This window comes from Corynebacterium imitans (assembly GCF_000739455.1).
In the GTDB taxonomy this organism is placed as follows: Bacteria; Actinomycetota; Actinomycetes; order Mycobacteriales; family Mycobacteriaceae; genus Corynebacterium; species Corynebacterium imitans.
This window is the reverse complement of record NZ_CP009211.1, coordinates 2,343,999-2,359,140: the sequence shown is the minus strand read 5'-3', so window position 1 is coordinate 2,359,140 and position 15,142 is coordinate 2,343,999. Positions and strand designations below refer to the sequence as shown.

At 65.5% G+C, this 15,142-nt stretch carries 16 protein-coding genes; 11 read left to right on the top strand and 5 right to left on the bottom strand.

What is annotated here, in order from left to right; genetic code table 11:
* Positions 1-57 precede the first annotated feature (57 nt).
* The 7 genes from CIMIT_RS10995 to CIMIT_RS10965 all read left to right on the top strand — a co-directional run bounded on the left by CIMIT_RS10995 (position 58) and on the right by CIMIT_RS10965 (position 6,955).
* Entirely contained in the window at positions 58-825 is a 768-nt protein-coding gene (locus CIMIT_RS10995; RefSeq protein WP_231910300.1) for a glycerophosphodiester phosphodiesterase family protein, read from the top strand.
* Positions 825-1,517 carry a glycerophosphodiester phosphodiesterase gene (locus CIMIT_RS10990; protein ID WP_038592961.1) on the top strand — a complete coding sequence of 231 codons (693 nt, stop codon included), beginning with the start codon at positions 825-827 and terminating at the stop codon, positions 1,515-1,517. The genes CIMIT_RS10995 and CIMIT_RS10990 overlap by 1 nt, the downstream gene beginning before the upstream one ends.
* Positions 1,510-2,424, top strand: a complete 915-nt coding sequence (locus CIMIT_RS10985) for a DUF5926 family protein (protein WP_038592958.1) — start codon at positions 1,510-1,512, stop codon at positions 2,422-2,424. The genes CIMIT_RS10990 and CIMIT_RS10985 overlap by 8 nt, the downstream gene beginning before the upstream one ends.
* A gap of 91 nt (positions 2,425-2,515) precedes the next feature.
* On the top strand, positions 2,516-3,481 hold the full coding sequence (locus tag CIMIT_RS10980; protein WP_038592955.1) for a carbohydrate ABC transporter permease: 966 nt from the start codon (positions 2,516-2,518) through the stop codon (positions 3,479-3,481).
* Positions 3,482-4,429, top strand: coding sequence for a carbohydrate ABC transporter permease (locus CIMIT_RS10975; protein WP_051904965.1), 948 nt, complete (start codon positions 3,482-3,484; stop codon positions 4,427-4,429).
* Positions 4,430-4,482: 53 nt separating this feature from the next.
* Complete coding sequence (locus CIMIT_RS10970) at positions 4,483-5,805, top strand: ABC transporter substrate-binding protein (protein ID WP_038592952.1); 1,323 nt, start codon at positions 4,483-4,485, stop codon at positions 5,803-5,805.
* Positions 5,806-5,824: 19 nt separating this feature from the next.
* Positions 5,825-6,955 (top strand): ABC transporter ATP-binding protein, encoded by a 1,131-nt coding sequence (locus tag CIMIT_RS10965; protein ID WP_038592949.1) that lies wholly within the window; start codon positions 5,825-5,827, stop codon positions 6,953-6,955.
* 8 nt (positions 6,956-6,963) lie between these two features.
* Here the strand turns inward: CIMIT_RS10965 and CIMIT_RS10960 are convergent, their stop codons facing one another.
* Both CIMIT_RS10960 and CIMIT_RS10955 read right to left on the bottom strand, forming a co-directional pair.
* Positions 6,964-8,193 carry an LCP family protein gene (locus CIMIT_RS10960; RefSeq protein ID WP_051904964.1) on the bottom strand — a complete coding sequence of 410 codons (1,230 nt, stop codon included), beginning with the start codon at positions 8,191-8,193 and terminating at the stop codon, positions 6,964-6,966.
* A 79-nt stretch (positions 8,194-8,272) separates the two neighbouring features.
* Positions 8,273-9,010 carry a CPBP family intramembrane glutamic endopeptidase gene (locus CIMIT_RS10955; protein ID WP_038592946.1) on the bottom strand — a complete coding sequence of 246 codons (738 nt, stop codon included), beginning with the start codon at positions 9,008-9,010 and terminating at the stop codon, positions 8,273-8,275.
* A gap of 17 nt (positions 9,011-9,027) precedes the next feature.
* Between CIMIT_RS10955 and pheA the strand changes: the two genes are divergently transcribed.
* Complete coding sequence (gene pheA / locus CIMIT_RS10950; RefSeq protein WP_038592942.1) at positions 9,028-9,933, top strand: prephenate dehydratase; 906 nt, start codon at positions 9,028-9,030, stop codon at positions 9,931-9,933.
* Here pheA and CIMIT_RS10945 read toward each other — a convergent pair.
* From CIMIT_RS10945 to CIMIT_RS10935, 3 genes are read right to left on the bottom strand one after another with little or no spacing between them, the layout of a single operon-like run.
* Positions 9,930-10,277 carry a metallopeptidase family protein gene (locus CIMIT_RS10945; RefSeq protein ID WP_038592939.1) on the bottom strand — a complete coding sequence of 116 codons (348 nt, stop codon included), beginning with the start codon at positions 10,275-10,277 and terminating at the stop codon, positions 9,930-9,932. The genes pheA and CIMIT_RS10945 overlap by 4 nt on opposite strands.
* Positions 10,277-11,338, bottom strand: coding sequence for a septum formation family protein (locus tag CIMIT_RS10940; protein WP_038592936.1), 1,062 nt, complete (start codon positions 11,336-11,338; stop codon positions 10,277-10,279). The genes CIMIT_RS10945 and CIMIT_RS10940 overlap by 1 nt, the downstream gene beginning before the upstream one ends.
* Positions 11,339-11,356: 18 nt before the next feature.
* Positions 11,357-12,076, bottom strand: a complete 720-nt coding sequence (locus tag CIMIT_RS10935) for a GntR family transcriptional regulator (RefSeq protein WP_038592933.1) — start codon at positions 12,074-12,076, stop codon at positions 11,357-11,359.
* A gap of 90 nt (positions 12,077-12,166) precedes the next feature.
* On the opposite strand from CIMIT_RS10935, the gene serS reads away from it, so the two are divergent.
* Genes serS through CIMIT_RS10920 form a run of 3 tightly spaced genes read left to right on the top strand, consistent with a single transcriptional unit; the run spans position 12,167 to position 15,120 of the window.
* Positions 12,167-13,420 (top strand): serine--tRNA ligase, encoded by a 1,254-nt coding sequence (gene serS, locus CIMIT_RS10930; protein WP_038592931.1) that lies wholly within the window; start codon positions 12,167-12,169, stop codon positions 13,418-13,420.
* Positions 13,421-14,284, top strand: a complete 864-nt coding sequence (locus CIMIT_RS10925; RefSeq protein ID WP_231910299.1) for a lysophospholipid acyltransferase family protein — start codon at positions 13,421-13,423, stop codon at positions 14,282-14,284.
* Between the two features lie 8 nt (positions 14,285-14,292).
* Entirely contained in the window at positions 14,293-15,120 is an 828-nt protein-coding gene (locus tag CIMIT_RS10920; RefSeq protein WP_038592928.1) for a Cof-type HAD-IIB family hydrolase, read from the top strand.
* Positions 15,121-15,142 lie beyond the last annotated feature (22 nt).

Sequence of the window (15,142 nt, the reverse complement as noted above, 5' to 3'; positions counted from 1 at the left end):
TTATGGCAAAGTTTTACAAGTCGCGCGGGGCGTAAACCCGTTGTAGGTTTGGAGACTGTGAGCCAGACACACATCGTTGCGCACCGCGGATTTTCCGGCATGTACCCTGAGCTGACCAGGCGAGCGTTTGAAGAAGCGCTAAAACTTCCTATTCATGGCATTGAATGCGATGTGCGGCTGAGCCGCGACGGCAGGCTCGTGGTCTTCCACGACACAAATGTTTCGCGCACCACCAACGGGCGCGGGCGCGTCGACTGCCTCGACTTTGCGCAGCTGCGCGAGCTCAACTGCGGCACCGAGGAAGATCCGCAACAGATCATGCTGCTCGAGGAACTGCTCGAGCTCATGCAGGACTACCCGGACAAGCACCTCTACATCGAGACGAAGCACCCCACCATCTACGGTCCCGAGGTGGACGAGCAGACTCTGCGTGCGTTGGCCTACGCCAAGCTGCTTGACGACGAGCGCGTGCACATCATCTCTTTCTCCCACAAAGCCATGCGCTACTTCACCCGCATGGCGCCGCAGCTGGAGACCTATTACCTCTTCCGCCTGCGGGAGAAGAAGTGGAACCCGGGCAACGCGATGTTCTCGCGTCCCTACGGGGTAGGCCCGGCCATCCAGCACCTGCAGGCGAAGAAGCAGCTGCTGGGACTGCGCGGTTTGAAGACGTACACCTGGACGGTCAATACGCCGCGGCAGATGATGTGGTGCCTGGAAAACAAGGTGGACGTGCTGGCCACCGATCTGCCGAATCTCGCGTTGGATACCTTCGCACGGGCGCAATCTGTGCGTACGCAGACCCCGGCGACGGTGCAGGCCTGATGACCGGCATTATCGCCCATCGCGGCAACAACGGCGACACTTGTGAAAACACGCGCGGCGCGTTTGCGCAGTCGTTGGCGCTCGACATCGCGGGTGTGGAGTGCGACGTGAACATGACCAAAGACGGGCACGTGGTGATCATCCACGACCTGACTGTAGACCGCACCTCCAACGGCACGGGGGCCGTGGCCGAGCTGGAGCTTACGCAGCTGCGCGAGCTGAATTTCGGCACGGAGGATTCCCCGGAGCAGATCATGCTGCTCGACGAGCTGCTAGAGCTCGTCGCCGCTCACCCGGGCAAGCGGGTGCTGATTGAGACCAAGCACCCCTCGCCCTTTGGCGCGCGGTTGGATGAGGCCGTAGCGGATATCGTGCGCGCCCGCGGGATGGATGACGGCGAGCAGGTTGCCTGCATCTCCTTTAACCCGGAGGCGATCGAGCGCTTCCGCACACTTTTGCCGCAGGTGCCCTCCTTCTTGCTCTGCGACCCTGCAGAGGCGCTGCCCACCGACCTTCGCGGCGCAACTGGCCTGGGTCCCTCGATCACCCAGGCGCAGCGAGAGTCGATGCGTGAGCCCGCATACGTGTGGACGGTGAACCAGCCGCGCGAGATGACCTGGTGCCTTACGCACGGAGTGGAGCTCATGGCAACAGACCTGCCGCAGCTTGCGGTAGATTTGTCGCATGGCTAAGAAGAAGCGTAAGAAGCAAGAAGATCTGCCCGAGGGCATGACCCGCCGCCAGGCGAAGCTGGCCGCGCGCGCCAAGGAGCGCGAGGCGCTGCAGAAGGACCCGCGCCCCTTCGGCGGGCTGGCTGCTGAGGCGGACTTGATCGCGATGCAGGAATTTGTGCCGTCGGCAAGCGCAAAGCTTGAGGTCGATGGGACTGAGGTGACGCTGGTGACGGTGCTGCCTGGTGCGGGCGCGGCGCTCGTACGCGAGGAGGCGCAGGGCGGTGAGCGCCTCGTGGCGCTGCAAGCCGCGTCCCACTCGCAGAACCCGGGGCGTGACCTCGCATACGCCCTGCAGTGGGTGGTTGGGGCGAAGCCGGGCGAGTCGCTGCAGTCCACCGCCGCTGACGGGAGCCAGCCGGAGCTTTCCTCGCTTATCGACGCGGCGTGGACCCCGCAGGTGACCACCTACCCCGACTTCAACTGGTGGTTCGCCGAGGGCGAGGACGTGCCCGCGCAGCTGCGCCAGGCGATGACCCAGGCCAACGACGCGGTGTGGCCTTCCGCGCAGGTCGAGGCAGAGGTCCCGGGCGCTGTGTGGTGGGTCAACCCGGGTGGCGGTAAGGCGCACATCCGTTGGATCCGCACCGAGGACAACGAGGCCAAGATGCTCGCGGCGCTTGCTCGCATCGCCGCGAAGGGCGAGCTGGTGCTGGGCGAGGGCACGAAGTTTGCCGGTGCCTTCCGCACGCACGGCGTGGTCGTGCCCGTGTGGGACCTGGACCCGGAGGTTGCGCCGGAGTCCTACAAGGACGCGCTGGAGAACTTGAACGCGAAGATTGAGGCGGAGTACGCCAACGATGCGCAGCTCAACGCGGATGAGCGCAAGCAGCTGGACAACATCAAGTCCCGTCAGGTGACCATCTAGTCACGAGCGGGAGAGGAAATTCAACGGCAATTCTCTCAGAAACTACCTGCCGTATACCGAGGGTTTACCCAGCCCCCTTAGCCTCTCCCGTATGCAAACTTCACAGCAGCTAGGCGCGCGCATTCCCGCGGTCTCCGAAGTCCCGGAGGTCTCCGCGGACTTTGCGCGCACCCCGCGGAAGCTGAAGGTGGACTGGCGCCAGGTTGGGCTCGCGGCCCTGCTCATCGGGCCGAACCTTGCGCTGCTTATCCTGTTTACCTACCGTCCGCTGGTAGATAACATCCGCATCTCCTTCTACGACTGGAACATCTCCTCGCCCACGATGCAGTTCGTGGGCCTGCGCAACTACATTGACTGGTTCCAGGCATCAGATACCTCCCGCGTGGTGTTTAACACCTTCGTGTTTACGTTCTTCGCGGTCGTGGGCTCCATGGTGCTGGGCCTGGCGCTCGCGCTGTTGCTGGACCAGAAGCTGTTCGGGCGCTCGGCGGTGCGCTCCATGGTGTTTGCGCCCTACGTCATCGCCGGTGCCGCGATCGGCGTGGCCTTCCAATTCGTCTTCGACCCTAACTACGGGCTTATCCAGTACTTTCTGGGACTGATCGGGGTGGAAGTGCCCAACTTCTACCAGCAGCAGAACTGGGCGCTGTTTATGATCACGGTGACGTATATCTGGAAGAACGTCGGCTACGTCTTCGTTATTTACCTCGCCGCGTTGCAGGGGCGTCGCCGCGACTTGGATGAGGCCTCGGAGATCGACGGGACTCCGCCGGTCCGTCACTTCTTCCGCGTCGTGCTGCCGCAGCTGCGCGGCACCACCTTCTTCCTGCTGATCACGGTGCTGCTCAACTCCTTCCAGGTCTTCGACATCATCAACGTCATGACCGGCGGCGGGCCCTTCGGTTACGGCACCTCCACGATGGTGTTCCAGGTCTACCAGGAGACGTTCATTAACAACCGTGCGGGCTACGGTGCCGCGGTGGCCACCATCATGTTCCTGGTGGTGCTGGTCGTTACTGTGGCGCAGATCAAGCTGCAGGAAAGGATGGAGAAGTAGATGTCCGCAAAACAGTCCATCCCCGCAGTCGCCAAGGTCCTGCCGCCGGTGCCCGGTACACAGTCGGACGCCGAGCCGGTGATCACCGATGCCCAGCGCAAGCGCAAGGGCGAGCCGATGGACCATACGAGCCCCGTGGTCAAAGCAATCGGCTACTTCGCGCTGGTGTGCACCGTGCTTTTGATCATGGTGCCGCTGTACTTCATTTTCATCACCAGCTTTAAGTCCTTCCAGGACGTCTACTCGGACCCGATCACCTTCTGGCCCGACCCGTTCATGGCGGAGAACTACTCGTATGTGTGGCAGACCTCCGGCTTTGCCAGCTACCTGAAGAACTCGCTGATCATCACCCTGGTGCTCACCGTGGTCGAGGTCGTCCTCGGGGTGCTCTCGGCCTATGCCTTCGCGTTCCTGCGCTTCCCCGGCCGCAACCTGCTGTTCCTCCTGGTTATTGCAGCGCTGATGGTGCCCAACCAGATCACCATTATCTCGAACTACTCACTGGTGGCCTCGCTGGGCTGGCGCGATACCTACGCGGGCGTGATCATCCCGCTGGCCGGCGTGGCCTTCGGTGCCTTCCTCATGCGCAACCACTTCCAGTCGCTGCCGCCGGAGATTCTCGAAGCCGCGCGGATGGACGGTGCCGGATTCTTCACCACGCTCTTCCGCGTGGTGCTGCCCATGTCCTGGCCCACGCTCTCCGCGTTCGTACTGATCACCGTGGTCAACGAGTGGAACCAGTACCTCTGGCCCTTCCTGATCACGGACACGACCGCGGCGGCCACGCTGCCGGTCGGCCTGACCCGCCTGCAAGATGCGGAGGGCGTGACCAACTGGGCCCCGGTCATGGCCGGCACCGTTTTGACCACGCTACCCATGCTCATCGTCTTCCTCTTACTGCAGAAGCCGATGATTAAGGGCCTGACCGCGGGCGCGGTCAAGGGCTGATCCCTGACCCCGTACCACCTACCTGTTCACACACCATTACAAGGAGTTTTCCCATGTCTCGCAACACCAAGCGCTTCGCCGCCCTCGGCGCCGCACTGCTGACCACCATCACCCTGACCGCCTGCGCGGGTGGGTCCACCACCGCCTCGAACGACTCCAACGGCGGCTCCGAGTCCGCTGAGTCCGGCGACGCGAACACCATTACCTTCTGGTCCAACCACCCCGGTTCGTCTAAGGACATGGAGGAAGAGCTCATCGCCGCGTTTGAGGAGGAGAACCCGGACCTGAAGGTGAAGCTGGTTACCGCAGGCTCCAACTACGAGGAGGTCGCGCAGCGCTTCAACGCCGCCCTGGCCGGCGGCGACCTGCCGGACGTGGTGATCGCCTCCGACGTGACCTGGTTCAACTTCGCACTCAACGACGCGACCACGCCGCTGGACGAGCTGTGGGAGATGAACAACATCGACGCCGATAGCTACGTCGACACCCTGCGTGAGGACTACACCTACAACGACAAGCACTACGGCGTGCCCTACTCCCGTTCCACCAACCTCATGTACTGGAACACCGATGACCTGGAGGCAGCCGGCCTACCTACCGACCGCGGCCCGGAGAGCTGGGAGGAGTTTGATGAGTGGGCCACCGCCATCAAGGACAAGCTGGACAAGCCCGCTGTGGTCGTGCCGGACGGCTCCAACTACCTGGACTGGTACTTCCAGGGCATGATCTGGGCCTTCGGCGGTTCCTACTCCAATGAGTGGGAGCCGAACTTCACCTCGCCGGAGTCCATCGAGGCCGGCAAGTTCCTGCAGGAGCAGGTCCAGGAAGGCCACATCGAGATCGCCACCGACCCGACCGTGGCCTTCGGCTCCGGCAAGGCTGCCGGGCTGCTTCAGTCCACCGGCTCCCTGGGCGGGCTGAACGAGACCGCGACCATCCCGTTCATCACCACCTACCTGCCGGGCCCCGGCCCGTCGGCAGCCACCGGTGGCGCGGGCCTGGCGGTACCGGCCGGTATTTCTGATGAGCGCAAGGCGAACGCCGTGAAGTTCATCGACTTCATCACCAACACCGAAAACACCATCAAGTTCTCCCAGGCCACGGGCTACATGCCGGTGCGCAAGGACGCTCTGGAGGATCCGGAGGAGAAGAAGTTCCTTGAGGAGAACCCGAACGCCGAGACTGCAATCAAGCAGCTGAACGAGAACACCAAGCCGCAGGATTACGCCCGCGTCTTCGTACCGGGCGGTGGCCAGCGCATAGGCGGCGTGCTCGACCGCATCACCGTTGGCGGCCAGGACGTGGAGCAGGCCTTCGAGGATCTGCAGAAGGAAACCCAGGACGTGATCGACCGCGATATCACGCCGAAGCTGTAGTAAGGACTGAAAGGACACCATGGCTACTGTCGAATTCCGCCAGGCCTCCAGGATCTATGATCCGGAAAAGCCCCCGGCGGTCAGCCGCCTCAACTTGGGGATCGCCGACGGCGAGTTCCTGGTACTCGTCGGGCCCTCCGGCTGCGGCAAGTCCACCACCCTGCGCATGCTCGCTGGCCTCGAGCCGGTGGACGAGGGGCAGGTGCTTATCGACGGCGCGGACGTGACCGAAACCCGCTCACGCGACCGCGACGTCGCCATGGTGTTCCAGTCCTACGCGCTCTACCCCAACATGACGGCGCGCCAGAACATGGCGTTCGCCCTACAGAACGCGAAAACGGACAAGGCGACGATCGACGAGCGCGTCGCGTTCGCCGCGAAGATGCTCGAGCTCGAGGACCTGCTCGACCGCAAGCCCTCCGCCATGTCGGGCGGCCAGCGCCAGCGCGTGGCGATGGGGCGCGCGATCGTGCGCCAGCCGAAGGTTTTCCTTATGGACGAGCCGCTGTCCAACCTGGACGCGAAGCTGCGCGTGTCTACCCGCGCCCAGATCCTGCAGTTGCAGCGCGAACTGCGCGCCACCACCGTCTACGTCACCCACGACCAGACCGAGGCGATGACCATGGGCGATCGTGTCTGCGTGCTGAACAACGGCATCATCCAGCAGGTCGATTCCCCGAAGACGCTCTACGAGAACCCCGGCAATACCTTCGTGGCCAGCTTCATCGGCTCGCCAGCGATGACGCTGATTGAGCAGGTGCCGGTGATCGACGGCCGCGTCGTCGGTGGCAAGGACCACGCGCTGGACTACCGGATGCCCGCGGACCAGATGGCGAAGGTGCAATCCGACCGAGTCATCGTGGGCGTGCGCCCGGAGAACTGGGAGATTATCGGCGTAAACCAGCCGGGTGAAGAGTACGGGATGCCGGTGGCAGTCGACATCGTGGAGCACCTGGGCTCCGAGCACTACGTGTACGGGCACCGCCAGGAGCAGGCCGACGAGAAGATCGCCGTGCGCGGCGACCGGATCACGGTCAAGGTGCCGCGCGGCATCACCGTGGACCAGGGTGACACGATCTACCTCCGCCCGATGGAGGGCGGCTGTGTGTTCTTCGCCCCGGACACGGAGATCAACTACGACTACTTGTAGGGGGACCCCTACCTCAACGAGGCGAAGAGCTCCTCAGCTGCGGCGTCGTCCCAGAGCACCACGTTGCCCACCTCGGTGTCCTGGAACCCGCCGAGCGGGATCGTCACCGCGTTGAGCCCGCTGCTCATGGCGAGCGGGATACGCGCGAGGTGCCAGATGTGGTCGCCTGTGCCCACCACGAACATGGTCGGCGCGGTCCACATGAGCGGCACGAGGCGGAAGGGGTTGACCAGCACTGCCGGCGAGGTGACTCGATCCAGGAGTGCGCCGAGGAACTCGCGCTGCCGCATCACGCGGTCCAGGTCGCCCTGGGCGGTGGCGCGGGTGCGCACGTAGCCCAGGCTGGTCGCGCCGTCCATCTTCTGGCATCCCGGCTGCACGTTGAGGTTGGCCAGCGGATCATCGATGGCTTCTGACACGCAGATCTCCACACCGCCGACGGCGTCGACCACGTTCGCCAGCCCGCCCATGCCGATTTCGGCGTAGCGGTCTACGCGCAGCCCTGTGTTTTCCTCCACCGTCTGGGCGAGTAGTGGCGCCCCGCCGAAGGCGAAGGCGGCGTTGATCTTGTCGTATCCGAAGCCGGGGATCGGCACGTACGAGTCGCGTGGGATGGAGATGAGTGTCGCTTCGCCGCGCAGAGGGATGTGCAGCAGCATGATCGTGTCGGTGCGGGTCGTGCCTAGGTCCCCGCCGGTGCCGAGCCTTTCGACGTCCTTCTCACTCAGGCCCGTGCGCGAGTCGGAGCCGACGAGCAGCCAGTTCGTGCCCGCGGTGTTCGCGATTCGCTGTTCGGGTAGCGCTTGGGTGCGGGTGAGGCGGGCGTCGGTAAGCAGGGTGCCCGCGACGAGCAGCACCAGCAAGATCGCCAGGATGGTGGCGCAGCCAGGGGCTTTTGCTTTACGACGCCGCGGCGCCGGCCCCCGCTGACGCCGCTTTGATACCTGCGCCGGCACCGGCTCGGGTGCGGGCCGCGAGTACGTTGGTGTGCGGCGCGGCTGGTACTCGGGGAACTCCTGGCGCGGACGCGGGGGCCGCTGCGCAGGCTGGGGCCGTTCCACGCGCGTGAACTCGGGGACCTGGTGGGTGCGCTCCGGGGTGTGGGGCTGGCTTGGGCGCTGGACCGGGCGGCGGCGGATCGGCCTGCCGTAGCGGTCGACCAGTGGTTTCCCGTCCTTGCCCAGCACGTATTCCCCCGCGCGGTCGCGGGGGTCGTTGGAGCGCGGCGTCGAAGACATGCACTTAGTGTAACGGCTGTGGCGCATGTGGCCTACCTGTTCGTAGCGCCGCGCGCTGGGAGTTCGCCGGGAATGTGCGCTACTGAATGCCTAACCAGGAGAGGTCGACAAGCGGGTAGCCGATAAATGCCACAGCGTCGATGAGAAAGTGGGCGAGCACCAGCGCCCACACGGGCGCGATCCAGTCTGCGGCCGCGGACTCTTTGCCCTTATTCCGCCAGAGAAAGTAGGCGGCGAAGACCACACCCATCACGATGTTGCCCAGGCCCGCGGAAACCCCCTGGTAGAGGTGGTAAGAGCCGCGCAGCACAGCAGAGGCAGCCACCACCTGCCAGGGTAGCCAACCCAGCTGCAGAAGCCGGGTGACCAGGTAGGCCACCACCACGACCTCTTCGCCAAACCCGTTGGCAAAGGACCAGACAAGCGAGGTCGGGATCCGCACCGCGTCGGTAGCGGGCACCACCACCTTCGACAAGCCCAGGTGTACAGCGGCCACGTAGAACGCCAGACCCGGCAACCCGATCGCGGCGGCGAGCCCTGCCCCGTGCGCGAGGTCTCTCCACTTCGGCCAGCACCAGCGGCTTCCCAGCAGAAACCAGGCGAGCGCGCCCCACGCGATAAGCGTGCCCGCAGACGTGACCTGCAGTGCGAGGTCCAGCCAGCTGACGGAGGAAGAGGGCTGCACCAGGGTGGTGGATTGCTCGTTTAAGGGGGCGGTGAGGTAGGCGTCGATAAGCTTGAGGCACGAGCGAAGCCCACTCATGCCGAAGGTGACGGCGAGAACGAGAATAATTTCGATGATGAGTCGGCGGCGCATGCGATAACTTTAAGCCCATGACCCGAATCGCGTATCTGGGACCGGCCGGCACCTTCACCGAGCAGGCGGTGCACGCCTTCAAATTGCCCGAAGCGGAGCTTTTGCCCGTGGACTCGCCCGCAGAGGCGCTCGCCGCGGTCGCGGAAGGCCGCGCCGAGCGCGCCGTGATGGCGATTGAGAACTCCGTCGACGGGGCGGTGACCACCACCTCGGATGCGCTGCTTGCCACCCCGGGCGTCCAGATCTTCGCAGAGACCGAGCTCGAAATCGCCTTCGCCATCATGACCCGGCCAGGGGCCACGCTTGCCGACGCCCACCGGTTTGCCACCCACCCCGTCGCCTACCAGCAAGTGAAGCGGTGGATGGGCGAGCACGCCCCGCAGGCGAGCTTCCAGGCGGCGACGTCAAACGCGGCCGCCGCTGCGCTTGTGGCCGAGGGCGGCGCCGATGTCGCAGCTGCCCCTGAGCGCGCCGCGGAGCTCTTCGGGCTCGAGGTGCATGCCCGCAACGTGGCGGACCTGGAGGCGGCGCGCACCCGCTTTGTGCTCGCCGGGCCTGTGGACACCCCGCCGCAGCGCACGGGCAACGACCGCACCTCCATCGTCTTCCAGACCGTCAACGAGCCCGGCAGCCTGGTCGGCATCCTGCAGGAGTTCGCCTATCGCGGCGTGGACCTGTCGCGTATTGAGTCGCGCCCAACACGCGAGGAGCCGAACACGTACAACTTCTTTGCCGACATCGTCGGCCACATTGACGACGCGCCCGTGGCGGAGGCGCTGCGCGGGGTGTACCTGCGGGCCTCGCGCATCCGCTTCCTCGGCTCCTGGCCGCGCGTGGTGGGGGAGCCCACGCCGGTGCGCGATGCCCGTATTGCGTCGGCCACGGATTGGGTCGAAGCCGTGCGCAGCGGGAGGGCGCGCTAACCCCAGCCGAGCTCGTGCAGCTCGTGTTCTTCCATGCCGAAGTAGTGGCCCACCTCGTGCAGTACCGTCACTTTGACCTCGTGGCGTAGCTGCTCCACCGTGGCGCACATCGCTTCGAGCGGTTCCTTGTAGATGAACACTGCGTCGGGGAGGAAGCCGGTGTGGTTGGAGTGCTGCTCGGGCAGCGGTACGCCCTCGAAAAGCCCGAGGAGGCCGGGCTGGTCCTCGTTGTAGTCGCGGGCCAAGATGACCATGTTGGTCATGTGCTGGGCGAAGGAGTCCGGGATGGTGTCGAGCGCGTCGTTGATCATCGCCTCGAACTCCTCGTCGGTCACCTCCACCATTACTGCGGGGCTTCCTCCGGTGCCGGCGGTGCGGCTTCCGGCGCGTCAGGCGCTGCCTCCGGTGCAGGCGGAGCCTGGTGCTCGCGCAGCGGGCGGCGCTTCGGGCGGTCAGGCGGCGGGTTGCCGTCGATACGCAAGACCTCCTTGCCGCCCGTCGCAGTGCCAGTCAGCTCGGCGAACCCGCCCTCCGGCGAGGAGAAGACCAGCGCGCAGTTCACACTGTGCGAGCCGCCCTCCCACGCGGCCGCCTGCTGGGTGGTCCAGAAGGGCTGCAGCGAAATCTGGTACAGGTTCTCCTCGCTGCCCAGGTAGTCGTGGGCGGCCTTCGTACACACATCGCCCAGGTGCTTGTCCTGGTCCTCCACCGAAGGCGTGCCTTCCGGGAAGACAGGGGCGAGATCGACTCTGCTGGTGATCTCCATCTGGTGAGCGGCGGCGCAGTCCACGACGGACAGACTATTTGCCCCGTCGATAGCCACGCACTCGCCCGGCTCGAAGGTGCGGGCCTGGTCCTGCTCGACCACGCGGCCGGTGGTCAGGATCGGCTCGCCGGCACGGTCGGTTTCCTGCAGCCCGCACAGCATTGTGCGATCCCCGGCCTCCCACGCGCTCGCTGGAGGCAGGATCGGGGCAATCGAGTAACGCCCGTGCGGGTCGTAGCGGCCCTCTAAGTAGCGGACGGTGGAGGCACCGCACAGCTCCTCGCGCAATTGCGCTTGGCGCGTCGGGTTGGGCATCGGCGCGTTCTCGCCGAACTCGGCGGTGGGGTAGACCGCCAGATCCTGGCGTGAGGCCACCTCGAAGCGGTGCTCGCCCGCGCAGTCGGTCTGCTCAAATCCGCTGATCGCCCCGCCTTCACCCACGGTCCACGTCAGGCAGGAACCCTGGTCGGCGGTGGTGAATGGGGCGGGAGCTGCATCGCCGTGCTGCGCCTGCTGGCCGCCTTCGGTGCCGTTGCCGCCAGCATCGGTGCCCGTGGTCATGGCGTACGAACCCATGCCGACCGTCCCGGCAAGCAGGGCGACGAAGAACGCGCGCACGGCGCTGGAATTGGAAGCCATGCCCCTATACTATTCCCGTCACGCGGACTCGCGTCCAACGCGCGTGGTCAGCCAGTACCGGTCCGAGCGGTACAAGGAGGCGCAGAACTCCACCGCGTGCGAACCGCTGCGGGCGAAGCGGGCGATGTGGAGCAGGGCGGTGCCACACGCGACGTCGAGAAGCGGGGCGGTGGCCTCGGTGGCGCTGGCGGCGGTGACGGTCTGCTCAGCCTCCGTGATGGGCAGCCGGTAGTGCTCCTCGAGCAGCGTGTAGACAGACTGCTTGACGTCCTGCTCCAGCAGATCGGGTACCAGATGCGCGTTGTACCAGGCGTTATCGACGGCATAGGGTTCGCCGTCGCCCAGTCGCAGGCGGCGCAGCTGGATGTGTGGGGTGTCCGGGCTCGTGCCGAAGAAGGCCGCGACCTGCGCGGGGGCTAAGGCAGTGGTGGCCCGCAAGATTTCCGACGCTGCCTCCACCCGCTGCTGGGCCATCTCCTCCGAAAAGCTCGCCAGGTGCAGGCGGCTGACCAGGGGAGCGGGGGCGACGAACGTGCCCTTGCCGCGCACCCGACGCAGCTTGCCCGCAGCGACCAGGTCCCCGATGGCGCGGCGCACCGTAATCCGCGAGACCCCGTATTCCTCTTCCAGGGTGCGTTCCCCGGGCAGTAGATCACCGGGGCTGAGTTCTTCGGCGCAGCGGCGCTCCAAAAGCGCCCGCAACTGGGCGTGCTTTGGGGTCGGGCCGTCGGTAATCATAATTCCACCCTACTCCGCTGGTTATGACCAGTCCACCGCTTTTGTGCAGACGCGGCCGCGGCCGTTGGGGACAAGGTAGAGTATGCATTTGTGATTGATCTGAAGTTTCTGCGCGAAAACCCTGACGTTGTCCGCCAGTCCCAAACCGCCCGCGGTGAGGACCCAGCCCTGGTAGGCCAGCTCATTGCCGCTGATGAAAAGCGCCGCAGCGCCATCCAGGCTGCCGATGAGCTGCGCGGCGAGCAGAAGGCCTTTGGCAAGAAGATCGGCCAGGCTTCCCCGGAGGAGCGCCCCGCGCTGCTGGAGGGCTCCAACGAGCTGAAGACGCGTGTGAAGGAGGCGGAGGCCGCACAGGCTGAAGCGGAGGCGAAGGTCAACGAGCTGCAGTACAAGATCCCCAACCCCATCCAGGGCGCACCGGCTGGTGGCGAGGAGGACTTCGTGGTCCTCGAGCACGTCGGCGAGGTGCCGGAGTTTGACTTTGAGGTCAAAGACCACCTGGATCTTGGTGAGTCTCTGGGCATCATTGACATGAAGCGCGGCACCAAGATCGGCGGCGCGCGTTTCTATTACCTCGCTGGTGACGGCGCCTGGATGCAGCTGGGAATGCTGATGCTGGCCGCGCAGAAGGCGCGCGAGGCTGGGTTTAAGCTCATGGTCCCGCCGGTGCTGGTCCGCCCCGAGATCATGCAGGGTACCGGCTTCCTCGACGAGCACGACGAGGAGATTTACTACCTCGAGCGAGACGACATGTACCTGGTCGGCACCTCCGAGGTCGCGCTCGCCGGCCTGCACCAGGACGAGATCATCGACTTGTCCGACGGCCCGCTGCTCTACGCCGGCTGGTCCTCCTGCTTCCGCCGCGAGGCTGGCTCCTACGGCAAGGACACCAGGGGTATTCTACGCGTCCACCAGTTCGACAAGCTCGAGATGTTTGCCTACTGCAAGCCGGAAGACGCTGAGGAGATGCACCAGAAGCTGCTCGGCTTGGAGCGCGAGATGCTCGCCGCCGTGGAGGTGCCCTACCGCATCATCGACGTCGCTGCGGGCGACCTGGGCTCGTCGGCAGCCCGCAAGTTCGATACTGAGGCCTGGGTGCCCTCGCAGGACACCTACCGTGAGCTGACTTCTACCTCGAACTGCACGACCTTCCAGGCGCGCCGCCTGAACATCCGCTACCGCGATGAGAACGGCAAGACCCAGACCGCGGCCACGCTCAACGGCACCCTGGCCACCACCCGCTGGCTCGTGGCCATCCTGGAGAACAACCAGCAGGCGGACGGCTCTGTCCGTGTGCCCGCGGCGCTGCAGCCGTGGGTGGGCAAGGAAGTCCTTGGGGCGTAGATGAGCATGACCTCCCGCGCCATGAAGAAGCTGCACGGTCTGCTGGTACCAGCGGCCTATACGCAGCCTGCCGCGCACCCGGAGGAATCCAAGGAGCGGCTCTACCCCTTCACAGTGCACATGTTCAAGTGGCTGCTGCGGCTGCAGCGCATCAGCGTGCGCATCGAGGGGGCGGAGCACATACCCGCCCGCGGCGGGGCCGTCATCGCCGGCAATCACACCGGCTACTACGACTTCATGCTCACCGGCACCGGGCCCCTGGTCCACGGCCAGCGGCTCGTGCGCTTTATGGCTAAGCAAAGCGTGTTTGAGAAGCCCGTGCTCGGGCGCATCCTGCGCACGATGAAGCACGTGCCGGTGGACCGGGAAAACGGTGCCTCGGCGGTGGACGCTGCGGTGCGCAACGTGCGCGATGGCTACCTCGTGGGCATCTTCCCGGAGGGCACGATCTCGCGCTCCTTTGAACTCGCGGATTTCAAGACGGGCGCGGCGCGCATCGCCGCGCAGGCCGACGCCCCGCTGATTCCTTGCGTGATCTGGGGTTCGCACCGGATCTGGACCAAGGACCTGCCCAAGCAGCTGCGCGGCGTGCCGGTGATCGTGCGCTACGGCGCCCCGGTTGCGCTCAGCAGCGACGCAGAGGAAGACACCCGCCGCCTGAAGCAGGCGATGCAGCACATGCTCGAGCAGTCCCGCGCCGAATACGAGCAGGAATTCGGGCCCTTCGCTCCCGGTGATAAGTGGGTGCCAGCCTCTTTAGGCGGCGGTGCCCCGACGCTGGAGGAGGCGGCCGAGATCTACGAGCGCGAACGCGCGCAGCGCAAAGCAAAGAAGGCCGTGAAGCAGGCCAAGAAAGGCACGTGAGAGAGACCATGCATGCTCCCCAGCTCATCATTAGCGACATCGACGGCACCTTCATCAACCCGGCGGGCCGGGTCACACCAAGGCTGCGCGACGTGGTGGTTCGCGCGGTGCGTTCGGGAGCAAAGTTCGCCCTGGCCACTGGGCGTCCCCACCGCTGGCTGCTCCCGGTGCTTGACCAGCTGCCCGTCGCTCCCACGTGCGTCTGCGCGAACGGCGCGGTGGTCTACGACCCCGTAGAGGACACGGTGCTGCGCTCCTTTGAGCTGGCGCCGGAGACTATGGGTCGCGTCGTCGAGGCAATCGACGAGGCGCTGCGCCCCTTGAACATCCAACACGGCTATGGGGTGGAGCGGGTGGGGCAGAGCGCGCTCGATCCGGAGGAGGAGTGCTTCCTCACCACGCCCGAGTACAACCGGGACGCCTGGGACACCGCTTTCGGCATCGGCACCGTCGCGGAGATCACCTCGCAGCCCGCCGCCAAATTGCTGGTCCGCGCGCCGCAGCTGCAGTCCGCGGAGATGTTCGACCTGCTTGCCCAGGTGATCGAGCCGGAGGACGCGCACCTGACCTACTCCATGGACGAGGGTCTTATTGAGCTGTCGCACCCCGGCATCAACAAGGCGAGCGGGGCGTCGGTGCTCGCGGCCGAATACGGCATCGAGCCCTCCCAAGTCATCGCCTTCGGGGATATGCCCAACGACCTGGAGATGCTCGCCTGGGCCGGGATGGGCGTGGCCATGGCGAATTCCGCGCCCGCACTGTTGGACGCTGCGGACTATGTCACCGCCTCCAACGAGGAGGACGGGGTGGCACAGGTGCTGGAGCACTGGTTCTAAGCGCAAGCGGCCCCATACAATT

Coding starts and splice junctions, on each gene's coding strand:
- CIMIT_RS10925 (WP_231910299.1), top strand. CDS start 13,421: ATGAGCATGACCTCCCGCGCCATGAAGAAGCTGCACGGTCTGCTGGTA.
- CIMIT_RS10990 (WP_038592961.1), top strand. CDS start 825: ATGACCGGCATTATCGCCCATCGCGGCAACAACGGCGACACTTGTGAA.
- CIMIT_RS10960 (WP_051904964.1), bottom strand. CDS start 8,193: ATGTCTTCGACGCCGCGCTCCAACGACCCCCGCGACCGCGCGGGGGAA.
- CIMIT_RS10955 (WP_038592946.1), bottom strand. CDS start 9,010: ATGCGCCGCCGACTCATCATCGAAATTATTCTCGTTCTCGCCGTCACC.
- CIMIT_RS10980 (WP_038592955.1), top strand. CDS start 2,516: ATGCAAACTTCACAGCAGCTAGGCGCGCGCATTCCCGCGGTCTCCGAA.
- CIMIT_RS10985 (WP_038592958.1), top strand. CDS start 1,510: ATGGCTAAGAAGAAGCGTAAGAAGCAAGAAGATCTGCCCGAGGGCATG.
- CIMIT_RS10920 (WP_038592928.1), top strand. CDS start 14,293: ATGCATGCTCCCCAGCTCATCATTAGCGACATCGACGGCACCTTCATC.
- CIMIT_RS10935 (WP_038592933.1), bottom strand. CDS start 12,076: ATGATTACCGACGGCCCGACCCCAAAGCACGCCCAGTTGCGGGCGCTT.
- pheA (WP_038592942.1), top strand. CDS start 9,028: ATGACCCGAATCGCGTATCTGGGACCGGCCGGCACCTTCACCGAGCAG.
- CIMIT_RS10945 (WP_038592939.1), bottom strand. CDS start 10,277: ATGGTGGAGGTGACCGACGAGGAGTTCGAGGCGATGATCAACGACGCG.
- CIMIT_RS10970 (WP_038592952.1), top strand. CDS start 4,483: ATGTCTCGCAACACCAAGCGCTTCGCCGCCCTCGGCGCCGCACTGCTG.
- CIMIT_RS10975 (WP_051904965.1), top strand. CDS start 3,482: ATGTCCGCAAAACAGTCCATCCCCGCAGTCGCCAAGGTCCTGCCGCCG.
- CIMIT_RS10965 (WP_038592949.1), top strand. CDS start 5,825: ATGGCTACTGTCGAATTCCGCCAGGCCTCCAGGATCTATGATCCGGAA.
- CIMIT_RS10940 (WP_038592936.1), bottom strand. CDS start 11,338: ATGGCTTCCAATTCCAGCGCCGTGCGCGCGTTCTTCGTCGCCCTGCTT.